Origin of the sequence: Rhizobium mayense, assembly GCF_030272705.1 — a bacterium.
In the GTDB taxonomy this organism is placed as follows: domain Bacteria; phylum Pseudomonadota; class Alphaproteobacteria; order Rhizobiales; family Rhizobiaceae; genus Rhizobium; species Rhizobium mayense.
Genome location: NZ_JARFYM010000058.1, coordinates 1 through 22,333, shown reverse-complemented (window position 1 = coordinate 22,333; position 22,333 = coordinate 1). Strand labels below are relative to the sequence as shown.

The window sequence follows — 22,333 nt, the reverse complement described above, 5'->3', positions numbered from 1 at the left end:
TCAACCCGGCCCAGCCGGCCGGATCGGGGGCTGACCATCAGAGCCAGTGTCGCGTTTCTAACTGGCTGACGACGTCGCGCCTCTAGTCAGCTTTGACAATTGTTGTAGCCGCAAAGTTGAAGTGTCCTGTTTCTGCAAAGTTGGAATGTCACTCTCTCCCCGTTTTTGATGACGGCGGAGATTGCGGATGGGATTGATAGCGATGAGCGAGCGCGATCTGCAGCGGATCGAGATTTTGTCGAAGGTGATGGCGGGCCGCATGACGACGGTGTCGGCGGCACATGTACTTGATCTGAGCGAGCGTCAGATCCGTCGTCTGCTGGAGCGGATGCAAACCGGCGGTGCGGCGTCGATCCGGCACAAGGCGATCGGTCGTCCGTCGAACAACCGGATCAGCGATGGCGTTCGCGATTACGCAGTGGCATTGGTTCGCGAACGTTATGCGGACTTCGGGCCGACGCTGGTTGCCGAGAAGCTTGCCGAACGCGATGGTCTGCGTGTGTCACGCGAGACGGTGCGCAACTGGATGGTCGATGCCGGCCTCTGGCTGTCGCGCAAGCAGCGTCGGACGTTTCATCAGCCGCGCTACGGCGCGAGGCCTATGGCGAGCTGGTGCAGATCGATGGGTCGGAGCATCGCTGGTTCGAGGATCGCGGACCGCCCTGCTCGCTGCTGGTGTTCGTCGACGATGCGACCGGCAGGCTGATGCAGCTGCGTTTTGTGCGCTCGGAAAGTGCCTTCACCTACTTCGAGGCGCTGGATCTCTATCTCAAGCGTCACGGCGCACCGATTGCCTTTTATTCGGACAAGCATTCGGTGTTTCGGGTGGCGAAGAAGGATGCCAGGGGTGGCCAGGGCATGACCCAGTTCGGGCGTGCGCTTTGCGAGCTAAACATTGAGATTCTCTGCGCAAATTCGAGCCAAGCCAAAGGCCGTGTCGAGCGGATGAACCGGACGCTGCAGGACCGGTTGGTCAAGGAACTGCGGCTTTCTGGCATTGACAGTATGGAGGCCGGCAATGCGTTCTTGCCGGGCTTCGTGGAGGACTACAATGCGCGCTTTGCGATCATCCCTGCCCGTCCAGACGACCTGCACCGGCCGCTGAATCTGGCGCCGGATCGGTTGACGGAGATCCTCTGCAAGCGCGAGCAGCGCTATGTCGGATCGCAGCTGACGTTTTCGTTCGAGCGCCAGCGGATCATGCTGGAGGAGACCGAGGTGACGCGCAGTCTGGTTGGCCGCTATGTCGAGACCTATGCCTATGCAGACGGTCGTCTGGATGTGCGCTGGAAAGGCCATTCCCTGCCCTATTCGGTGTTCGACAAGGACCAGCGGGTGACGCATGCAGCGATCACCGAGAACAAGCGGCTCGGTGATGTCCTGGCCTATATCAAGGAGCGCCAGGATCAGCAGGCAAAGCCGAAGGTGAAGAGCAATAGCGACAAGAATGGCTATGTCAAACGCGCTCGTGGGCCGGGCCGGCGGAGGGACTTCACGAGTGATCCGGCGGTGATTGCGCGGCGAAAGAAGGCACTGTCGTCACTTGACGCTGCCGAATAACGCATCGATCGGATAGTCTCAAAGCTAAAGCCGAGGGGTGTGCCCCACCCGCCCCGATCTGATCTTGCAACCGGTATCAGCCGGTCAGATCGGGGCTGATCGATGTGCCGTGTGGCGCCCCTAAGCGGACATTTCTACTTTGCTCATCAGCGGACATTCCAACTCATCCGCCACAATTGTCGCGTGTAGCTGGGTGGGTTCAAGGATGAAGTGCGACTTGCGAATGACACCAATGGGTTGTCACTCGTAAGGAAGACGCAATGGAACGCACCTACTCTTAGCGAAGCGTAATGGAGGCCGTCGGGAGCACTCTAAGGGTCGCCACATGGCAAGAGACGGACTCTTCTTTCCAGATGGTCGTGCCGTTGCTAGTTACCCATGTCGGCCGATAGACCGGTGGCCGTGACCACGTTCTTATAACTTGCTGGGTAAGGCCGGACGGATATTGTGAGTGCGACTATGGAACAGCGATCACCTTGCAGCTCTGCCGCTACCGTCGAAGACATGTACCTTTTCGAGCACGGGTGTGAGCGCCACCGGGTCTCCTGTCCGCAGCCTGACGTCGGGCGGTACGAGGACCGTTACGGTCATCGCCGGCGCTTCCAGTTCGATATAGGCAAACGTCTGAGCGCCGAGTTGTTCGATGAGTTCGACGCGCCCCGAAAGGCCGCGCTGGCTCGACGGGGCGAGGCTAAGATGTTCAGGCCTGATGCCAACCGTGACATCGCCCTGCGCGTCACAAGCACAGGGCAGAGCGATGCGGAAGGAGCCGATGGACAGGAGCTGGCCTCCAGCCGCGATTTCAAGCCGACCCGGAATGAAGTTCATCGCCGGAGCTCCGATGAAGCCGGCGACGAACATGTTGGCCGGCCGCTCGTAGAGCTCCATTGGCGCGCCGACCTGTTCGATATGCCCCTTGTTGAACACGATGATCCGGTCTGCGAGCGTCATGGCCTCGGTCTGGTCGTGGGTCACATAGATCATGGTCGCGGCGAGCCGCTGGTGCAGGCGGGCGATCTCCAGGCGCATCTGCACGCGCAGCGCCGCGTCCAGGTTGGACAAGGGCTCGTCGAACAGGAAGATACGGGGCTGGCGAATGATCGCCCGGCCGATGGCCACGCGCTGCCTCTGGCCGCCCGAAAGCTCGCGCGGTGTGCGGTCCAGCAACTGGCCGATCTGAAGGACGGCGGCGACGTCGTCGACCTTCTTCCTGATCTCGTCCCGAGGCCGGCGGGCAAGCTTGAGGCCGAAGCCGATGTTTTCGGCGACCGTCATGTGCGGAAATAGCGCATAGGATTGGAAAACCATGGCGATTTCGCGCTCAGCCGGGGCCACCTGCGTGACGTCCCTTCCGGCGATGTTGATCTCGCCGCTGGTTACATCTTCCAGGCCGGAGATCATCCGCAGCATGGTGGACTTGCCGCAGCCGGACGGACCGACGAATACGACGAATTCACCCTCGGCCACGTCCAGATCGATGCCGCGGATGACCTCGACGGCGCCGAAGGCCTTGCGGATGGAACGAAGAGAAAGCTGAGACATCAAATTAGCCCTTTACCGCGCCCATGGTCATGCCCTTGATGAAGTAGCGCTGGAAGAAAAGAAACACGAGGAGCGTCGGCAGGCTGGCGACGAGCGAAAGCGCGCCCTGCACACCCCATGCGACGGAATACTGGCCCTTCAGGTTGACGATACCGATCATGATCGTCCGCTTCTCGTCCGACTGGGTGAAGATGAGCGGCCAGAGGAAATCGTTCCAGATCCAGGTGAATTGCAACGTCGAGAGCACGGCAAGCGCCGGGAGGCTCAGCGGCAGCACGACCTGAGTCAGCACCTGCCATTCGTTTGCGCCTTCGAGGACAGCCGCTTCGCGCAAAGCGTTCGGCACAGTCGCGAAGAAATTGCGCATGAGAAGCGTGCAGATCGGGATGCCGAGCGCGGTATGCACGATGAAGATAGGCCAGAGTGTGTCGATCAGGCCCATGCCGTTGAAGAGCCGAAAGAGCGGCACCAGGATGACCTGCGGCGGAAAGAACATGCCGGCAACGACGACCAGGAACAGCGTGTTGGAACCGCGAAACGGAAGCTTGGCGAAAACATATCCCGACAGACCACCGAGCGTGATCGACATGGCCGTGCCCGGAACGGTCACCAGCAGCGTATTGATGAAATACTGGTGAACCGCCGGGTTCGCCAGGACTTCGACGAAGTTGCCGAGGTAGGGCGACGAGGGAACGGACCAGAGATTGCCAAGCGCGATCTCTCGCGTCGTCTTGACCGAGGAGAGCAGCACCCCGAGCGTCGGCAGCAGGAAGCAGATGGCAAGCACGCTCAAAATGGCGAATGTCGCCACGCGCCAGGGATGAAAGGCCCCTTGGGCCGCGGAACGGCTAGCCATAGATGCGGTCTACTTTCTTTAACTGGCGGAAATAGAGGCTGATGATCGCGAGCGCGATGAGGAAGAGCACGACGGAAACCGCGCTGCCGTAGCCCATCAGGTACTTCCGGAAGGATTCGTTGTACATGTGCACAGCCAGTGTATCGGAACTGTTGAACGGGCCGCCGCCGGTCATGATGTAGAGAATGTCGAATCCTTTCAGCGAGTTGATGACCGAGAGGGCGATCACTACCACTGTCGAGGGAGTGAGAAGCGGCACGATCACATGGCTGATCCGTTGCCAGCGGCTGGCACCTTCGATGCTGCAGACCTCGATGAGGTCTTCGGGAATTGCCGTCAGCCCCGCCAGATAGATCACCATCGAAAGGCCGGTCTGCTGCCAGCACCAGGCGAGGATGACGGCATAAAGCGCCGTATCAGGCTTGGCGAGCCAGGCAAAGCGTATCCGCTCGCCGGTGACATGGGATATGACCGTGTTGAGCAGCCCCCAGTCGGGTTGATAGATCCAGATCCAGATCTGCCCGACGATAACGGCGGAGAGGCAGATCGGCAGATAGAAGATCGTTTTGAAGAGACGCGCGCCAACGATCTTGCTGTCCAGCAGCAGGGCGAGGAAGAGCCCGAGAAGGGTCGGCCCGACGATCGCGACGACCATCCAGATCGTCGTGTTGATCGCCGCGTTCAGGAAAAGGTGGTCGGTAACGATCTTGCTGAAATTGGCAATGCCGACGAAATCATAATTGCTGTCGAACCCGTTCCAGTTGGTGAAACTGTAATAGAACGAGCTCAGCAGCGGCCAAATGACGAAGATGCCGAAAACAAAGAATGGCGGTGACAGCAAGATCACGCGCCAGAAGCGATTGTGCCGCTCCATCAGAAGTCCATCCTTTCGCGAAGCCGCGGCGTAAAAGGCCGCGGCTTTGTACCTTTTATTCGGTATGCCTTATTCAGAAAATGCTTTCTTTGCTTCCGGGGCGACCGCCTTCAGGACATCTTCCAGCTTGGAGGGATCGTCGATAAAGCGGCTGAACATCGACAGTCCCACTTCCGCAACCGGCGGCGGCGTTGCGAGGTCGTAGTTGAAGGCGAAAGCGGGTGCGTCGGATACGGTTTTGGCCGCCTTCTGCATCACGACGTTGTAGGTCTTCGGATCGACATTGACGTTGGCCGAGAGCGCGCCCTGAGCTTTTGCCCAATTGGCCTGAACATCGGCATTGGTCATCATGAAGGCGAGGAACTTCTCTGCGCCCTCGGCATTCTTGGCGTTTGCAGACATGACCAAGCCGTCGACCGGCCCCACAGCCGCGTTCGGCACGCCGTCCTTGAGCGACGGGAACGGGAAGAAGTCGTAATCTTCGCCGGCCTTCAAACCCACGCCATCCCAATAGCCGGTGATCCAGGTGCCCATGAGGGTCATGGCCGCATCACCGCGAGCCACTTTGTCGGCAGCGTCGGTCCAGTCGTCCGCATTGGCGTTCTGAACGAAGAAGCCCGCGTCGAGGAGGCTTTTCCATAGCTTCATCGCGGTGATGACCTGAGGATCGTCGTAGGACGCCTGACCGGCCATCAACTTGGCGCGGTATTCGGGACCCGCCGTGCGCAGAAGCAGGTAGTCAAACCAGAACTGAGCCGGCCAACGGTTCTTCGAACCGAGCGCGATCGGCGTCACTCCCTTTTCCTTCAGCTTCTTGCAGAGCGCAATGAAGTCGTCCCACTTGGCTGGCATTTCGGTGACGCCGGCATCCGCAAGGACCTTCTTGTTAAAGAAGATACCCGCATAGTGATAGTTGAAAGGAATCACATAGCGTTTGCCGTCATAGAGCGTTGCGCTCTTGGCAATCGTCTTGGAAACCACGCTGTCCAGGTTGTTCTTGGCCCACAGGTCGTCGATCGGCTGCAGGCTGTTTGACTTCACGATGAAGGCGACGCGAGCGCCGGCCCAATAGCTGAAGACGTCGGGCAAGCCGTGGCCTGCGGCGCGCACCAGGATATCCGTCTTGAAGTCCTCGTGCCCGACCGGGCTATCCTTCATCTTGATACCGGTTGCCTGCTCGAACTTGGCAACCTGCTCGCCAAATGCCTTCAGGCCCAGTTCACCCGTGAAATAGTGGCTGATCGTCACCTCTTCCCCGGCGGCAAAAGCTTGGGGGACGAAACTGACAGCGGATGTCAGAAGCGCTGCAATCATCAGCGAGCGCCGCGTTGTCGAAAACATAGGTTCCTCCCATAAAGTTTTCGATAGTTAAACTTATATCATCGCAGATCAAAGGTTCTGTAAAAAAGTTTAAGATGTCAACACAAAAGTATTGCAATTTTCAACATTGCGTCGAAATATGTTCTCAATGGCAGCTGTGGGGGATAATTGTTTCGATATGCTGTACTTTCGTTTAGCATGTTGAAACTACCACCCTACAGCCCCGAAGGAGTCCCATCTGATGCGCCTATTGCAATCTTTGACACGCGGCCTGGAGGCCCTGGATTACCTCGCCTCGCGCGTCGAGGCCGCCCGCCTGACGGACGTCGCCGACGCGCTGGGCGTCGATAAGTCCAATGCAGCGCACCTGATGAAGACCCTCGTCGCCTCTGGCTATGCCCTGCAGGACGATAGACGCCGCTATCTCGCCACCTCGAAGGTCGCGCCCAAGGCAAAGAGCAACCATTCGCTTTCAGAAATCGTCGCGGTGAAAGAGGCCTGGCGTCCGGCACTCGAGCACCTGGTCGCAGAAACGCGCGAATGCGCCCATATGGCCGTGCTGGTCGATCAGCGCGTCTGGTACATTGACAAAATCGATTCGTCCCTGCCGCTGAAGGTCGATCATCCGATCGGCGCCCTCTCGCCCCTCCACTGCACCGCGCTCGGCAAGGCGTTTCTCGCCTTTGGCGGCGCGACCGTCGAGGGCCCACTCGTCCCCTATACCCCCCGAACGCTGGCGACGCGCCGCGCGCTGGACGAGGAAATAGCAAGGACGCGAGCCCGCGGATATGCCGTCGACGACGAAGAGTTCGCCTCCGGCATCCGCTGCGTCGCACGCCCCATCTACGACAGCGAGGGCCGGATGATTGCCGCGATGGGCGTTTCCGGTCCGAGCGTCCGTGTCTCGGACCAGCGCCTCGCCGAACTCGGCAAGATCGTTTCCTCCGTTACAATTCCCACGCCACAGAAAGGGCCTATGAATGAGCAGCAGTCCGATTAGGGTCGCCATAATCGGCACCGGACGCATATCCGACCTCCATGCGATCGAGTACCTGAACAATCCCGCTAGCCGGATCGCTGCGCTTTGCGATCGGGATCCCGAACTCGCGCGGGCCAAGGCTAGCACCTGGGGGCTAACAGACGTCGCCATCGAGACCGATCTGGACGCCGTACTCGCCCGCCCTGATGTCGATCTGGTGGAGATTCTGCTTCCGCACCATCTGCATCTCGCAGCCGCCGAAAAGGCGATGCAGGCCGGCAAGATCATTTCCCTGCAAAAGCCCATGTGCGTTTCGCTCGAAGAGGCCGATCGGCTGGTGAACGCCGCCGAGGCCTATGACCGCCCGGTCAAGGTCTTCGAGAATTTCATCTTCTTTCCGCCGGTCATCAAGGCGAAGGCCCTGATTGCGGAGGGCGCCATCGGCTCTCCACTTTCCATCCGTATCAAGTCCAACCCGGCCAAGAGCGCAACGGCATGGGAAGTCCCGGCCACGGCCAATGCATGGCGTCAGAAGGCCGAGCAGTCGGGCGGCGGTCCGCTGGTCTTCGACGATGGTCACCATAAATTTGCACTCGCCTGGCATTTCATGGGCGATCCGGACGAGGTGCACGCCTTCATCGGCGACACGGAAGGTCCAGGTGGAATCCGCTTCGACGCCCAGTCGCAGATTTCCTTCCGCTTTCCCGGAAACCGCATCGGCAATCTCGAGATCGTCTATTCGCCGGATATGGAACTCGCGACGCAGCACTATGCGCAGGACGACCGCGTCGAGATCACCGGCACGGCCGGCGTGATCTGGATCAATGGCGGTCACGGACGTCTGGCCGACAGTGCGCCGGTCGTTCTCTACCGCGACGGCAGGATCACCGAATTCCGCGACGTCGCCACAGGCTGGGAACAGAGCTTCGTTCTGTCGACGCGTCACTATATCGAGGCCTTGCAGACGGGAGGCGCGCCGGTGCTGACGCCGCGCGAAGCCCGCCAGGTGCTGCGCTTCGCACTCGCAGCCGAGGAATCGGCCAGGACCGGGCGCACAGTCGATCTTCGGACGGGGAGGAATTCCGCGTGACGGCGTCTACCTTCCCCCAAGGCCCGCACGCGACCGCTTCGGATCGGGCGAAATGGCTGAAATCGGCTGGCGGCCTGAATGCGGCCGTCGATGCCCGGAGGCTGGAAGAGCCGGTCACGCTGCCACTCGCAGAAGCGCTGGTGCTTGGCCTTATGAGGCAGGGCGTCACCAAATATCTGGCAATTTTCGGGCATGGCAGCACGGCGGTCGCCGACGTCCTCAACGCCTATGAAGCGGCGGGGCTCGTCCGCTGCTGGCAGTTCCGCAACGAGGTCGAGATGGCCCATGCGGGCACGGCGCTCTCCTGGGTCTACGGAGAGGTCGCGGCTGTTGTCACATCGATCGGTCCCGGCGCTCTGCAAGCGATGGCCGCATCGCTGGCGGCAGCCTCCAACGGCGTCGGCGTTTATCATCTCTACGGCGACGAGACGACCCACGGCGAGGGCTACAATATGCAGCAGGTACCGAAGCCGGCGCAGGGTCTGTTCTCCCAAATCACGTCGCTGATGGGGAGTTCCTACACGCTGCACAGCCCAGGCGCCCTGAGGGACGGCCTGCGCAAGGGCGCGGGCTCCGTCTTCCACCCGTGGCGGCCTGGTCCGTTCTTCATGAACCTGCCGCTGAACACCCAGCCGGCGCCCGTAACGCTCAGGCTGGACGCCCTGCCCGTCAGGCCGCATTTTGCACCGCTCGCGCCGGCAAGCGACGATATCATCGAGGATGCCGCGCGTCAGATTGCGGCGGCCGGCAAGGTGGCGATCAAGCTCGGTGGAGGTAGCCGCGGCGCCTCCGACGCCATAAAGGCCTTGGCCGAGGCGGCCGGCGCGCTTGTGGTGACGAGCCCCGGCGCAGGCGGTGTGCTGCCTGCGGACCATTCGCAAAACATGCAAGTCGGTGGCTCCAAGGGGTCGATCAGCGGCAACTGGGCGATGGAGGAGGCCGAACTGCTCGTTGTGATCGGCAGCCGGGCCGTATGCCAGGCGGATTGTTCCGGCATTGGTTGGCCAAAGGTCAAGGCTGTCATCAATATCAACGCCGACCCGGTCGACGTCCAGCATTACAACAGGACGACCGCGCTGCCGGGGGATGCCGCCGTGGTCGCAAGTCGGTTGGCGAGCGCGCTCAAGGCGCACGGTCCCTCCCCCGCCAAGAGGGAATGGCTGGCCGCTGGCGCCGCCAAGCGCGCGGATTGGTCGACCTTCCTCGATCGGCAAGCCACAGCAGCCCCGGTCTATGACGGGGCGTGGAGCAAACCCGTTTTGACCCAACCGCGCGTCATCCGTATTGCCGCCGAGTTCTGCCGCAGACACGGCGCGGTGAAATTCTTCGACGCCGGCGACGTGCAGGCAAATGGGTTCCAGATCGTCGAGGACCGATCTCCGAACGACACCTACACCGAGACCGGCGCCTCCTACATGGGCTTTGCGGTGTCCGCGCTTTTGTCGTCGGCGCTTGCTGAAAACGGCCGCTACAGCGTGGCCTTCACCGGCGACGGCTCCTTCATGATGAACCCGCAGGTGCTGATCGACGGCGTCGAACACGGCGTGCACGGGACCATCCTGCTGCTCGACAACCGGCGCATGGCCGCCATCAGTCATCTGCAGCTTGCCCAGTATGGCCGTGACTTCCGAACCAACGATAGCGTGGCGGTCGACTATGTGCAGATGGCCAGCGCGGTGAAGGGGGTCAAGGCCCTCCACGGAGGCACGGACGAACAGTACCTTGCGGCCGCCCTCGAAGAGGCGCGACGCTGGAGGGGTCTAAGCCTCGTGCACGTGCCCGTCTATTTCGGCGATCATCCCGCGGTCGGCCTCGGCGCATACGGCCAGTGGAACGTCGGCAACTGGGTAGAGGCCGTCCAGCGCCAATACACTGAAACATTGATCTGAGAGCGATAGCATGTACCAGAATTACGGCCTTCTAATCCGCAACGAGTGGCGGCCCGCCGCCGATGGCGGTCTCATCGACGTGTTCAGCCCGGCGACCGAGGAGCGCCTGGGAACCATCGCCGCTTCCACGGAGGCGGACGAAGCGCTGGCCCTCGAGGCAGCCTCGGAAGCATTCGCCCGTTGGAAGGCGGTAGCGGCCTGGGACCGCGCCACGATCCTGCGGCGTGCGGCCGACATCGTGCGCGAGCGGACCGCCGAGATCGCCCGCCTGATGAGCGCCGAGACCGGAAAACCGATCGCCGAGGCCGAAGCCGAAGTGCGGGCAAGCGCCGACCAGTTCGAATGGTACGGCGAAGAGGCAAAGCGTATCTACGGCCAGACCATCCCCGGCCGACACGGTGACGAGCGGCTGACGGTCGTCTATCAGCCCGTCGGTCCGTCGCTTGCTTTGACGGCGTGGAATTTCCCCATGCTTCTGCCGGCGCGCAAGATCGCGGCTGCCCTTGCCGCCGGTTGCACGGTTGTGCTGCGCCCTGCTTCCGAGGCGCCCGGTTCGGCCATGGAAATCGGCCGCGCGCTGGTCGATGCCGGTTTGCCGACCGGATGCCTTTCGATTCTGACGGGCGACCCGGTGCCCATGGTTTCACGGCTGATCGCGTCGCCGGTGATCCGCAAGGTCTCGCTCACTGGCTCCGTGCCGGTCGGCCGCGAGATCCTGCGCAATGCCGCGGAAGGCATCAAGAAGATTACGATGGAGCTCGGCGGACATGCGCCGGTCATCATCCATTCTGATTTCGATCCGATCGCGGCGGCGGAAAAACTCGCGGCGACCAAGTTCCGCAATTGCGGCCAGGTTTGCATCTCGCCGTCACGGTTCTACGTTCACCGCTCGATCGCGGCCGCCTTCGAGGGAACCTTCGCGGCCTATGCTAAAAAGCTGGTGGTCGGCAACGGCATGGACGCCGGCATCAACATGGGCCCGATGATCCGCGCTCGCTCGCTGCACTCTGCGGAAGCGCTCGTCACCGACGCGCTGAAAAAGGGTGCCCGCTTGCTTGCCGGCGGCAAGCGTCCCGCGCATTTGGCGAAGGGCCATTTCCTCGAACCGACGGTGTTCGCCGATGTGCCGGACAATGCCCGCATCATGTCGGAAGAACCCTTCGCCCCCATCGCCCCGATTGCCGTTTTCGACAGTTTCGATGAGGTCATCTCGCGCGCCAACGCTATCGAATTCGGGCTGGCGGCCTATGTGTTCACGCGCGATTCCGCGCTCGCCGCCAAAACTTCGGAGGCACTGGAAGCCGGCATGGTTGGCATCAACGAAACGCTACTCGCCACCGCCGAAGCGCCCTTCGGCGGCACGCGCCAGAGCGGTTTCGGCCGCGAGGGTGGCAGCCTCGGCATTCTCGACTATCTCAACCCCAAATATATTCGCCACAAACTGGTGAGTGGACACTGACATGATTGAAAAGAAGAAGCCGTCCGGGCTCGACAACGGACTGACCAATTACGGCGACCTGGAGTTTGCCCGCTACCTGCGCCGCTCGTTTGCCCGCTCCATGGGCTATACTGGTGCCACGCTCGACAAGCCGATCGTCGGCATCTGCACCACGGAAAGTGGCTTCAACAACTGTCACCGCCATTTCCCCGACATGATCGAGGCGGTCAAGCGCGGCGTTCTCGCCGCCGGCGCGCTCCCCGTCACTTTCCCGGTCATTTCGCTGGGCGAGGTATTCCTGTCGCCCACCTCGCTGGTCTACCGCAACCTGATGGCAATGACGGCGGAGGAGATGATCCGCGCCCAGCCGATGGATTCCGTCGTGCTGATGGGCGGCTGCGACAAGACCGTCCCGGCCCTCCTGATGGGCGCGCTTTCAGCCAACCGCCCGGCGGCGATGATCGTCGGCGGGCCGATGATGACCGGCCGGCACAAAGGCGAGCGCCTCGGCGCCTGCACCGATTGCCGGCGCTTCTGGGGCAGGCACCGCGCCGGCGAAGTGGATTCGGAAGAAATCTCCCTGATCGAAGGTCGCCTTGCTGTCACCTCCGGCACCTGCGCCGTCATGGGCACGGCGAGCACCATGGCACTGATCGCCGAGACGCTCGGCATGATGCTGCCCAACACCTCCGCCATTCCGGCCGTGCATGCCGACCGCCTGCGTGCCGCGGAAGAGACAGGGACGCTCGCCGCCAAGATGGCGATCGAGGGCGGCCCGTTGCCATCGAGCGTGATCACCCACGATTCTGTCGAAAACGCGCTCCGCGTCCTGCTGGCCGTTTCCGGCTCCACCAATGCGATCGTCCATCTCGCCGCCATCGCCGGCCGCGCCGGCATCGACATCGACCTTGAGGCCTTCAACCGGCTTTCGGACGACACGCCCGTTGTCGTCGACCTGAAGCCGGTCGGCACCGGTTACATGGAGGATTTCCACGCCGCCGGCGGCCTGGAAGCCGTTCTTCGCGAAATGCCCGACAAGCTCCATCTCGCCTGTCGCGACATCACCGGCCAGACGCTTGCCGAACGACTGGCAAAGCCGCTCATCGACCCGGTCGATCGCACCGTGGTCCGCTCCGCCGAAAACCCCGTCGATCCGCTCGGCGGCCTGATCGCGCTCAGCGGTTCGCTTGCTCCGGAAGGCGCGATCCTGAAGCGCGCCGCGGCGACGCCCGCCCTTATGGAACATGAAGGCCGCGCGGTGGTCTTCTCCTCGCTGGAGGATCTCGCCGGACGCATCGACGATCCCGACCTCGACGTGCAGGCGGACGACGTGCTTGTCCTGCAGAACGCGGGGCCGAGAAGCAAATCCGGCATGCCGGAAGCCGGCTATCTTCCCATTCCGAAGAAGCTGGCGGCCAAGGGCGTCAAGGACATGGTGCGCATTTCCGATGCGCGCATGTCAGGCACCGCCTTCGGAACCATCGTGCTCCACGTCACCCCCGAAGCGGACGTCGGCGGCCCGCTGGCGCTGGTTCAGAACGGCGACCGCATCCGCCTTTCGGCATCGGAAAAGCGGATAGACCTCCTCGTCGACGAAAACGAACTGGCCCGTCGCCGCGCCGCCTTCATTGCACCTACGGCCGAGCCGCCGCGCGGATACGCCCAGCTCTACCGCCGCCATGTCCTGCCGGCGACGCTCGGCTGCGACTTCGATTTCCTGCGGTCATCACCGCCGCAAGATAAATGATCGGCAGGACGCCGTGGGATATCGACACAGTGAGAGGTACGCCGCGATTCGGAACACGCGTGGGAGCAAGCTGAGAACGCCGCCCGTGTATCGTTTTCTCACCGGCAACAGCGTCGCAGCCGTCGGAAACATCCCTGCAGCCGAAGCCGAGGAACAGTATTACGCCATACTGGACGCACCGGCCATGGCTGCAGACAGAAAGGCGCGGTGGAAAACGCCAACACGCGCATTCGCCGCTTCATGCCAGATGATACCGATCTGGCAGCCGTCTTTCAGCGCGACCTGACACACCTGGCTCGCCATCTCAACGACCAGCCGCGAAAGTGCCTCGGCTACAAAACGCCAGCCGAAGTGTTCATGGCACATTTGCAGGAAGCGGTGGAAACCCCTACCCTGTAAAACAGGCATGATGCACTTGGATTAGGTTCTCCAAAGGCAGCCAGCAGCGGAATAAAGATCGTCAATGCACGCCGACGTCGCTTTGCGCATCCGATTCCAACTGCAGGCAGGCTGCCCCAAAGTCGCGTCTTGTGGAAGGATCCGTTTGGAGAAGAGTGAGCCCCTCTCGTGCCTCATAGAGCAAACCGAGCCAGCACAAACGCTGGAAGACGCCATACTGGAGATCGGATGTCAACTCCCAGGCTTCTGTGGTGATTTCCGTGTCCGACAGAGGCGCCATGTCTGGATAGAGGATCTTCACAAGGTCCATGGGCGTGCACCCTTCTCTGGACTTGATATTGAGAAGATTGAGGAACATGCGCCACCTGTCCACACCAACACTTGAAAATAGAATGTACCCGCTGCGGATCATGGAATCGGAGAAGGCGCGCCCAGGCCGGCCTGTCCGTTGCAACCGGCAAAGTTGGGTCTAAGGCGTCCGTGTGACAGTATTTGCCCCCTTACTTCCTCTCGCCGACAAAAACAGAAGGAGTGCCACTGCATAAAAGGTCGCACCTACCCAACCGAGATCCGCCACGACGCCGTCGAGGAGCACCACAGATCCGACGAAGGCTCCAATCGCAAAGCCGATATACATGAAAGAGGTGTTGAGAGAGAGTACCACAGCAGCCTGCGCAGAACCCGCCAGCCCTATCAGTCTGGTAACTTGGCAAGGGTAGAATCCCCAAGTTGCTACGCCCCACAGGAATATGAATGTAAAAGCCGGCACGGTCGTCTGGTGTTGGTCGAGGAAAAGCGCACTGGCAGATAGCCCAAGCAGGGCAAGGATGGATATTGTGAGGAGCGGGATGACCGTTGCACGATGGCCATAACGATCGTTGAGATATCCCCCCAAAATCATCCCGGTCGCGGCAGCTATTCCAAAAAGGAAGATCGTTGCACTTATCTCGTTGTCGTCCGCGCCGATCGACTGGCTGAGATAGGGAGCAATGTAGGTCCAGACTGTATAGGCACCCACCGCCCAGGCTAGCATAACAAAGAGTTCGGTCAGGACGTCGCGTCTGCCAGCCATCGTCACGCGATCCTTGAAGCTGGCGCCCTTGATGTGGTCGCCCACGGAACTATGGAGTGCAATTGTGACACCGAGGACAGCAAGTATCGTTATAAGGCAAACGCCGAGGAACATGAATCTCCAACCGAAGGACTGGCCGACCAGCGATCCAAGTGGAAGCCCGAACGCGACGGCGACCGCGGAACCGCTGTTGACAATCGAAATCGCTTTGCCGCGTTTCTCGGGCGGCACGATCACCCCCGCAATGGCGTTGGCATTCGGGTTGTAGAGTCCAGCCGACAACGCCAAGAGGATGCGGGCAAGGAGGAGCTCCCAGTAATTCGTCGACGCGTAGGCAATGATATTTGCCACCGCAAACGCCGAAAGAGCAAAGATAAGGACTTTTCTGCGATTGAAATTGCCAAGCATCGTCGTCAGTATTGGCGAACTGATAGCGAGTGTCAGTGTGAACACCGTCACCAGCATCCCCACATCGACCAGAGGCACGTGCAAATCAGTAGACATGCGGGGCAAGAGCGGGACAATCATGAGGCTCTCGGTTCCGATCGCAAACGTTCCTACCGCCAGGCAATAAATCGACTTCATTGATGTTCCTGTGTCCATTGCATTTCTCACTCTCATTCCGATGAAACTGAGGAACCGTAGGATCATGACGCGACGGCGCTGCTTCAAAATGCGAAAAAGATATTGCAGATGCAGTAATCCTGACGGACAAAACAACCGCACTGCCCACGTGGGTGTCGATCGGCCCTTTAATTGCGGATATTGTCAAGCGCCTGCAACGTAAGCGGGTACGCTCGCGAATCTTTTGGTGCGCTTCTACGACATTGCCGATGGCAGGATAGTGATCGACGGGCAGGGTATTCGCGCAGTCACGCAGGCAAGCCTTTGCCGCGCTATCGATTGCACAAGTCCTGTTAAAGGATGCAACGGTCTTAGTGCTGGATGAGGCGGCTGAGGCGACCTCAGCCTTAGATAGCGAATCCCAAGCTGCTATTCAGGAAAAGCTCGCCTTGCTGATGGAAGACAAGACGGTAATTGCCATTGCACACAGCTTTTCAACCATTGCCAGGATGGATCGGATTGTCGTACTCGATCGGACGCATCGTCGAAGAAGGTAGGCCGAAGGAATTGATCGAACGTGATGGCTTGTTTGCGCGACTGTGGAAGCGGCAAACCGGTGGCTTCATCCCCGAGAAACCAATTAGCCGGATGCTGGTGGAACAAGAACACCATTCAGACTCCCGCTCTGAATCGACTACAGCAGCAAAGCGTTCCCTGCCCCCGCCCCAGCCTCTAATGTAAATGTGGAATCGTTAGGATCATGTTCAGCGATACCCCTTGTAACGCCGGTTATCGGGGGTATTGCTGATGCCGGAGATTTCTTCGGAAGATTCAGGGCGGCTTCGATTGCTTCTCCCTTGCGGAGAGTGAACGTCAACCTTTGCTAGGAGCCGCACTGCCCGAGCTTCGATGGAAAACCAGCAAGCACCATACCGGGTGACCGGAACCTCGGCGGATGCCGACAGGCATGTTCAGGGGCTCGCTCTTCGTCACGGTCACCGCTGCTAATCCGCAGAGGGCGAAAGAATGAAAGCGCCGGCGAATAAATCGCGGGCCGAAGTGTTCACTCCTCACAGCGTAAATGGTTTGGGAGAACATAACATGAAACCTCCCTTCACCCGATAATGCTTGGCATATCCTTGCTCATAGCCTCCACCGGCTTGGCTTTGGCCGCCAATGTCCACACGGCAACAGGGACGACGGGTCAGCCCAGCCAACATATTGGCAGCGTTCAAACGGGCAGCGCCACGCCGGGTAACGCCGCCTCTTCCCCGGGTTCAGCCTTCAACCCAAATGGGACCGCGGGAACACACTATGCGGGCAACGTGCCGCAGAGCTCCAAGAATCCGAAGAGCGTACTCAGTACGATGTGGCGGGCTTCCAGCAGTCCCATAACCACCTCAAGTGACGGAATTGCCGTACAACGGAGAGCTTGTGGGTGATTGGTCTGCTGCGACCTCAAATTGGAGGCCGCAGCGCCAGCCCACTAGAGTGGGAGGATTTCACAGTCACATCATCTCTGATTGCTCCTGCTGTAATGACGCTCATCCTTAATCTTGCAATTTCGGCTTGCAATATCGGCTTACGCCTCAGCCCTTGACGCCGTTCGACCACTACCGCCGAGTGCCGTTGCGGATGGTTCGTAGCCGTCCTGTTATGTTGTGTGTCCAAAATTTTCATCGGGAAACGCTAATTGCGCCGCGCCCACCAGATCTTCGGCATCCTGGATCAGCACATAATCGATACGCGATATCAGGTGGGCGAGGCGGGCTCCGTAAGCTTTATCTTTCTCATGCCCCCCTCCAGACACAATCGATTTGATCAGAAATCGGCGTGCCTCCTTATCCTCGGGTTGGACGAGATATCGAAGGTCGCGTATAGCGCACTCAACCATGTACATGGCAAAGGTATCCTCGATGCGCTTCGAACGCAGAATGTGATGCAAGCTGATGCCAAGGCTGCGTGCGGCGTTGGCAGGTATACTTGGCGATCCCAGGTGAAGCGACTTTGGAAAGGTACGATGAGGTGAATTCACGGGAGCTACGTGAGTCAACTCGACCCATCTCCCCAGGGTATTGACGACTTCATAGATCAAGCGGGACGCCCATATTGGAAATTCGGCGGTATTATCAATGCCGCTCCCACCCGTGTCGTAGACCTGCGCCAGCTCATCGACGAAGTGATCCAGGTAGGCCAACCACATAGCATCCTCAACGTCTTGACTGAACGCCGAACGGACCATCAAATCAAAGTACGCTATTCCGACTGCTACCGGATCATGCCAGCGACCCTTGTCGAAATCGTCGCTTTTTTCCTTTAATTTCGAAACGTTTTTTTCGTCAGGGTTCCGAATGGAGGTGATGACGTAGTCGCCGACAGGTTTCCACGCGTGAAGGGTTCCAGCCACGCGCACATCGCTGAAATAGGCGTGAAGGATGAAATTGTGGCCGACGACGAGGTTATGCCCAATGCCTTCGTAATTGGCATTTCTCTCGAGCTCCTCGTAGAGGCGGCTCCCAGGCGCCGATATCAGGCTCTCAAGCAAGCGGTTTGAGAAGTCGAATCGTTGATGTACATCCAGAGTGAGCAACACGGCGGTTACACTCGGCCGCTGCGATGAGACATAGTCCATGAACTGTCGAGAGAGATACATCAAGTTCAAAATGCGCTCAGCGTTCTCCTGCGCAGCATGGCCGCTCGGAAGCATACTAGCCAAGGGGCCGAAAAGGTTTCGTTTGGCGAGCGACCCGTCAGGTCCATCACGCTTTGCCAGCAGGTCTTCGACGTCTAGTATCCGATCGCCGGCCAACCAGTCCCGAACACGTTGGCTCCATAGCCGCCGATTCTGGGCCCTTTCGGCGAAGGTCAGATGCGGAACTATGAAGTCAACCGCCTCGCTATAGCGTGCCTGATGAAAGAGCTGCTCCAGCAAATCCGCCATAGGTCGCAGTGACCGCCGGCTTGGCGGAAGGGACGTCACAACCCCGAAGGCCAAGATCATCCATACGAGGACGACAACGAATGCCGCCATCTGGGGAGTGAAGGGACCATGTGGCGAAATTTGAATAGAGCCGCAGACGGCGTTCAATACGGCCGGGCACGGAAGCGCGACGAACTGAAAGAATTCGAAGTAGAGTACAAGTAGCAGTGCCAGACATGCTACTGTAACCTGTACCCCGAGCTGCAGCCGAATACGCAGGCGCGCGACGGGCGGTATGATGGCGTAAGCGGCCGCAGCCAAGCCAAGAAATGTCAAGAAGCCGTCAAGTGTCATCGCGGTCGGATCTTTTGCCGAGCGAGATTGCGTTCATAGCCGACTTCACCCTTGGGACCGATTGCGTCGACATCAAGAGACACACGAAGCTGAAATTAATAATCAACTGCGGACGATCCGCCTGCTCGGATGAACGCCAACGCGACTGCGTTGGACATTTCAGAAATCCGCTTCAAATACGCACCATAGCTCGTAAGGCCCCTTTGAACCCCTCCCTCGCCGAAGTTGATTAGGACTCCCCGCAGCATCTTCATGGCTTCGGGATCTGTGCGGTCTGTTTTCTTGTTTTTGATCACTTTTAACACCTCATTCGACTTTGCGAACGCAGACAGCTTGGCCGCCGAGAATACAGGCTTTTTCAGCTCTGCGATCGGGCACCGCTAATTGGTCAAGGGGATCGTAGGTTGCCCTTGCTTCCCGAACGATATGGCAAACAAACAAATCACCATTCTCAGCCCGTTGACGGGATAGAGGTTGAAAGATGGCCTTTTTGGACGTGCTCATTCTGCGAAAGCAGAAGCAAATCCGTATCGGAATAAAGATTGTCGTCTCCGCGCGTGGCTTCCAAACAGACGCATTGCCGCAATAGTCATCGTATTGAATTACCTTGCGCCCCTCAGGACCCGAATTTCGCTTCCTTCATTTTTCGGAGCACATCCACTGATAACTTTCTTACGACCTAGTCGCGTGAACCACCTCAAGGTTCTTCAATACGAGCTGCCGCTTTTCAGGCTTCACAGCATCCAGAGGCACACCGAGGCTGTGCTCGTGATAAGAAAAAAGGCGGCGCTCAATCGACATGACGCCCGAAGTTCATTGGCGGTCATGTCGATTCCGCGGCAGCCCCTTGCTTCGCTTCTTCCAGCAGAGGGTTCGGAACGAGCGCCAATTCGATCGTATGGTGCATTCGAGGTTGCGGACGATTTCAATACGCGTAATTGACGATTATCGCTCGGTGCTCGTGCCAACATCCACCTCTTCAATGTGGATGTAGAACCAGCTTCGCCTCGCGTCGTCGCCGGACGATCGATTCATCGATCACAGGATCCGCTCGAACATACACAAACCCCAAAAGTGGCCGACCGTCAAGATAATTGGATTATCCGCGGATCCACCTGGCCGCCATTTCGAGTGGGGACTGGGTGGCAGCACGCCAACGCCTGCCGGCGAGCGCTCTATGCGCGAGGCGTTGATCGGCGCCGGCCAAACGTGGCTGCATAGGGCTTGGATATAATCATCACATTCCGTGTCGTCGGCATCGAGACCGGCGGGGTTAAGTCGGCGATTACAAATGAAAGACGAAATGCGGTGATCCGACATTGCTGCGGAACGCCCAACCTATTGGGTTGCTTGATCATAAGCTACGCGGAGCGACCGATGCTCGTTTTTTTAAAGAACTTTTGTACGCCTCGGCTGGCGGAACCTGCTAAAGCCTCGAACTCTGGGGCCGCCAATACCAACCGTGTTCAGCCTTACCTCTCGTTGCCGGGCCCGTTTCATCGCGCGCTGATCGACTATCGCAGGACAGGGTGCTTCGCGATCATCGCAGAGATCTGCGCGAATAATCTCGCGCGCGGGCCTCTTGGATCGATGTCAGACGCGGCTCTGGCACGGAATCTGGCATCGCAGGGCGCCGCCTGCCTGTCTGTCGCGACAGATCGTATCGGGACGCGCGATCCAGGGCGTCTTTTCCGCACTGCTCGGCGAGCCTGCACCCTGCCTTTGCTGCGAAGCGAGCCGATCTCACATCCATCTCAAATCCGGGAATCGCGCGTATGGGGTGCGGATTGCGTGGTCCTCGCAGTAGCCGGACTGACGGACGCGGCGGCGCGAGGCCTGATCAGGGCGGCCGTTTCGCTTTGCATGGATGTGATGATCGAAGTCAACAGCCGCACGGACATAGAGCGCGCAAGCAGGCTCGGTTGCCGGCTGGTGCTCGTTGACGCGGGCACCGAGACCGGCCTCAGGAATATTGCCTCGGATATCCCGCTCGGGCTGCTGATGGTTTGCAAAAACGTGAGCGCGTCCCCGACCGCTTTCGAGCGGCTGTCCTTGTCCGGAGCCAGCACCTTTCTCGCCGGTGGCCGTGCCGTCAGCCCACGCGATCCGGACCTCGCTCTATCCCGTTTTTCCCGGATTTCTTCTGATCCGACCGGGCTAGGCGAACAAGGGTTACCCGCGTTTTCCGAAATCAGATCGCTGGTAGCAACGGTTCATTCGCACGCGAGGGATTGGCGACGGCAAAACTCCGAGAGCGATGGTTGCGTCAGTTAACGCTTTTGCGGTTACAGCAATTGGAGAAAGCGAAATGAGACAGCGTAAACTCGGTCAAGACATCAGTGTCTCTTCAATGGGACTCGGCTGTATGGCAATGTCCTTCGGCTATGGGGCCTGTGACCCAGATGAGGCGGTCAGGACGCTTCATCGCGCCGTGAACCTCGGTGTTACTCTCTTTGATACGGCAGAAATGTATGGACCTTACGTCAACGAGATGTTGGTAGGGAAAGCGCTCAAGCCCTTCCGCGACCATGTTCACATCGCGACGAAGTTCGGTTTCGATCTCGATCCGCGCAAGCCGGGTGTTCAGGCAATCACCGGCAAATTCAACAGCCGGCCCGATCATGTCAAACGCGTGGCAGAAGCTTCTTTGAAGCGGCTGCGTGTCGAGGTCATTGATATTTTCTTCCAGCACCGCGTCGATCCCGAGGTTCCAATTGAGGATACCGTCGGCGCAATGGCGGACCTGGTTGTCGAAGGAAAAGTCAGGGCGATCGGACTTTCGGAGGCATCAAGCGCAACGATCCGGCGCGCGCACAAGGTCCATCCGATTGCAGCGCTGCAGAGTGAATATTCGCTCTGGAGCCGCGATGTCGAGGATGACATTCTTGCAACTTGCCGCGAACTCGAAATTGGCTTCATTGCCTGCAGTCCGTTGAGCCGCGGCTTGTTGGGCCGGCTGATCCGCGGCCAGAATGAGCTTGCCGCCGATGACTATCGGCGCGAAATGCCGCGATTTCAGAACGGCAACCTCTACGGCAACGCCTGCCTCGCGATGAACCTTCGCCGCGCTGCCACCAAGAGGGGAATGACGCTGGCGCAGCTGGCGCTCGCCTGGCTTCTACACAAGGGCGACGATATAGTTCCGATTCCCGGCGCGAGACAACGTTATCACCTGGATGAGAATGTTGCGGCGGCAGAGATAACCTTGACGCCAGACGATATCGCCGAGGTAGAAACGGCGGTTTGTGCACATGCTGTGCTGGGGACGCGTTATGACCATGCCGGCATGTCCAACATTAATCTGTGACATTGAGACCTGAACCATCGCCGCAAGAACTGGCGATTTTCAAACATCATTTAGAAAGCGAAGATCATGGCGAACATTCTCAGTTGCGCAATCCAACCGGCGCGAGGGTAAGCTTGGCACTCCTATCGGTAAGACCTTGGCTGGGCGCACTCTGCATATTTGGACTCGAGGCTGTGGCACTCCCGATTGCTCGCTGGCTGAAAGCGTTCAACATGCGCCTGTTGGTCGAACATGCGACCCACATGATCCGATAGTCGCCAATTATGAGCGAAGTGTCAGTATTCGTTGGCGTATCGACGGCACCCGAGCTTGTAAAACCGATCCGCAGTGTCCGCTCCATCAAGAAACTGTGTCCTTGATTGTCCGGCTATCGAATGAGGCCGCAAGCCCTATACTAACCTGCAATCAGAGGCGCCGCTGAT

Annotated in this window: 13 protein-coding genes and 4 pseudogenes; 10 read left to right on the top strand and 7 right to left on the bottom strand. The window is 59.5% G+C overall.

Features of this window, described 5'->3' with window-relative positions:
- Window positions 1-187 precede the first annotated feature (187 nt).
- Window positions 188-1,560 (top strand): annotated as a pseudogene (locus PY649_RS33260) (ISNCY family transposase).
- A gap of 471 nt (window positions 1,561-2,031) precedes the next feature.
- Here the strand turns inward: PY649_RS33260 and PY649_RS33255 are convergent.
- From PY649_RS33255 to PY649_RS33240, 4 genes are all read right to left on the bottom strand, one after another.
- A complete protein-coding gene (locus PY649_RS33255; protein ID WP_285873265.1) occupies window positions 2,032-3,102 on the bottom strand; it encodes an ABC transporter ATP-binding protein in 1,071 nt (356 codons plus the stop codon).
- Window positions 3,103-3,106: 4 nt separating this feature from the next.
- Entirely contained in the window at window positions 3,107-3,958 is an 852-nt protein-coding gene (locus PY649_RS33250) for a carbohydrate ABC transporter permease (RefSeq protein ID WP_285873263.1), read from the bottom strand.
- Window positions 3,951-4,832 (bottom strand): carbohydrate ABC transporter permease, encoded by an 882-nt coding sequence (locus PY649_RS33245; protein WP_285873261.1) that lies wholly within the window; start codon window positions 4,830-4,832, stop codon window positions 3,951-3,953. The genes PY649_RS33250 and PY649_RS33245 overlap by 8 nt, the downstream gene beginning before the upstream one ends.
- 69 nt (window positions 4,833-4,901) lie before the next feature.
- A complete protein-coding gene (locus tag PY649_RS33240; RefSeq protein ID WP_285873259.1) occupies window positions 4,902-6,173 on the bottom strand; it encodes an ABC transporter substrate-binding protein in 1,272 nt (423 codons plus the stop codon).
- Between the two features lie 220 nt (window positions 6,174-6,393).
- Here PY649_RS33240 and PY649_RS33235 point away from each other — a divergent pair, with 220 nt between their 5' ends.
- The 6 genes and pseudogenes from PY649_RS33235 to PY649_RS33210 form a co-directional block, all read left to right on the top strand.
- Window positions 6,394-7,152, top strand: coding sequence for an IclR family transcriptional regulator (locus PY649_RS33235; protein WP_285873256.1), 759 nt, complete (start codon window positions 6,394-6,396; stop codon window positions 7,150-7,152).
- Window positions 7,133-8,221 (top strand): Gfo/Idh/MocA family protein, encoded by a 1,089-nt coding sequence (locus PY649_RS33230; protein ID WP_285873253.1) that lies wholly within the window; start codon window positions 7,133-7,135, stop codon window positions 8,219-8,221. Before PY649_RS33235 ends, PY649_RS33230 begins: the two co-directional genes overlap by 20 nt.
- On the top strand, window positions 8,218-10,110 hold the full coding sequence (locus tag PY649_RS33225; protein ID WP_285873250.1) for a thiamine pyrophosphate-binding protein: 1,893 nt from the start codon (window positions 8,218-8,220) through the stop codon (window positions 10,108-10,110). Before PY649_RS33230 ends, PY649_RS33225 begins: the two co-directional genes overlap by 4 nt.
- Before the next feature lie 10 nt (window positions 10,111-10,120).
- The gene (locus PY649_RS33220) at window positions 10,121-11,569 is read left to right on the top strand and encodes an NAD-dependent succinate-semialdehyde dehydrogenase (protein WP_285873248.1); all 1,449 of its coding nucleotides are present in this window, start codon (window positions 10,121-10,123) and stop codon (window positions 11,567-11,569) included.
- Window position 11,570: 1 nt separating this feature from the next.
- Window positions 11,571-13,295 (top strand): dihydroxy-acid dehydratase, encoded by a 1,725-nt coding sequence (locus PY649_RS33215; protein WP_285873246.1) that lies wholly within the window; start codon window positions 11,571-11,573, stop codon window positions 13,293-13,295.
- A gap of 195 nt (window positions 13,296-13,490) precedes the next feature.
- Window positions 13,491-13,694 (top strand): annotated as a pseudogene (locus PY649_RS33210) (IS30 family transposase); the annotation flags it as partial.
- A gap of 61 nt (window positions 13,695-13,755) precedes the next feature.
- Here the strand turns inward: PY649_RS33210 and PY649_RS33205 are convergent.
- Both PY649_RS33205 and PY649_RS33200 read right to left on the bottom strand, forming a co-directional pair.
- A pseudogene (locus PY649_RS33205) lies at window positions 13,756-14,058 on the bottom strand (hypothetical protein); the annotation flags it as partial.
- Window positions 14,059-14,163: 105 nt separating this feature from the next.
- The gene (locus tag PY649_RS33200; protein WP_285873244.1) at window positions 14,164-15,351 is read right to left on the bottom strand and encodes an MFS transporter; all 1,188 of its coding nucleotides are present in this window, start codon (window positions 15,349-15,351) and stop codon (window positions 14,164-14,166) included.
- 208 nt (window positions 15,352-15,559) lie between these two features.
- Between PY649_RS33200 and PY649_RS33195 the strand changes: the two are divergent.
- A pseudogene (locus PY649_RS33195) lies at window positions 15,560-15,963 on the top strand (hypothetical protein); the annotation flags it as partial.
- 1,021 nt (window positions 15,964-16,984) lie between these two features.
- Here the strand turns inward: PY649_RS33195 and PY649_RS33190 are convergent.
- Window positions 16,985-18,604 (bottom strand): hypothetical protein, encoded by a 1,620-nt coding sequence (locus tag PY649_RS33190; RefSeq protein ID WP_285873242.1) that lies wholly within the window; start codon window positions 18,602-18,604, stop codon window positions 16,985-16,987.
- 1,224 nt (window positions 18,605-19,828) lie between these two features.
- On the opposite strand from PY649_RS33190, the gene PY649_RS33185 reads away from it, so the two are divergent.
- Both PY649_RS33185 and PY649_RS33180 read left to right on the top strand, forming a co-directional pair.
- Window positions 19,829-20,878 carry a beta/alpha barrel domain-containing protein gene (locus tag PY649_RS33185; protein WP_285873241.1) on the top strand — a complete coding sequence of 350 codons (1,050 nt, stop codon included), beginning with the start codon at window positions 19,829-19,831 and terminating at the stop codon, window positions 20,876-20,878.
- A gap of 34 nt (window positions 20,879-20,912) precedes the next feature.
- Window positions 20,913-21,911, top strand: coding sequence for an aldo/keto reductase (locus tag PY649_RS33180; RefSeq protein WP_285873267.1), 999 nt, complete (start codon window positions 20,913-20,915; stop codon window positions 21,909-21,911).
- Window positions 21,912-22,333 lie beyond the last annotated feature (422 nt).

Excerpts from the sequence above, each read along its gene's own strand:
- PY649_RS33255 (WP_285873265.1), bottom strand. The coding sequence starts at position 3,102 with ATGTCTCAGCTTTCTCTTCGTTCCATCCGCAAGGCCTTCGGCGCCGTC.
- PY649_RS33250 (WP_285873263.1), bottom strand. The coding sequence starts at position 3,958 with ATGGCTAGCCGTTCCGCGGCCCAAGGGGCCTTTCATCCCTGGCGCGTG.
- PY649_RS33245 (WP_285873261.1), bottom strand. The coding sequence starts at position 4,832 with ATGGAGCGGCACAATCGCTTCTGGCGCGTGATCTTGCTGTCACCGCCA.
- PY649_RS33240 (WP_285873259.1), bottom strand. The coding sequence starts at position 6,173 with ATGTTTTCGACAACGCGGCGCTCGCTGATGATTGCAGCGCTTCTGACA.
- PY649_RS33235 (WP_285873256.1), top strand. The coding sequence starts at position 6,394 with ATGCGCCTATTGCAATCTTTGACACGCGGCCTGGAGGCCCTGGATTAC.
- PY649_RS33230 (WP_285873253.1), top strand. The coding sequence starts at position 7,133 with ATGAGCAGCAGTCCGATTAGGGTCGCCATAATCGGCACCGGACGCATA.
- PY649_RS33220 (WP_285873248.1), top strand. The coding sequence starts at position 10,121 with ATGTACCAGAATTACGGCCTTCTAATCCGCAACGAGTGGCGGCCCGCC.
- PY649_RS33215 (WP_285873246.1), top strand. The coding sequence starts at position 11,571 with ATGATTGAAAAGAAGAAGCCGTCCGGGCTCGACAACGGACTGACCAAT.
- PY649_RS33200 (WP_285873244.1), bottom strand. The coding sequence starts at position 15,351 with ATGAAGTCGATTTATTGCCTGGCGGTAGGAACGTTTGCGATCGGAACC.
- PY649_RS33190 (WP_285873242.1), bottom strand. The coding sequence starts at position 18,604 with ATGACACTTGACGGCTTCTTGACATTTCTTGGCTTGGCTGCGGCCGCT.
- PY649_RS33180 (WP_285873267.1), top strand. The coding sequence starts at position 20,913 with ATGAGACAGCGTAAACTCGGTCAAGACATCAGTGTCTCTTCAATGGGA.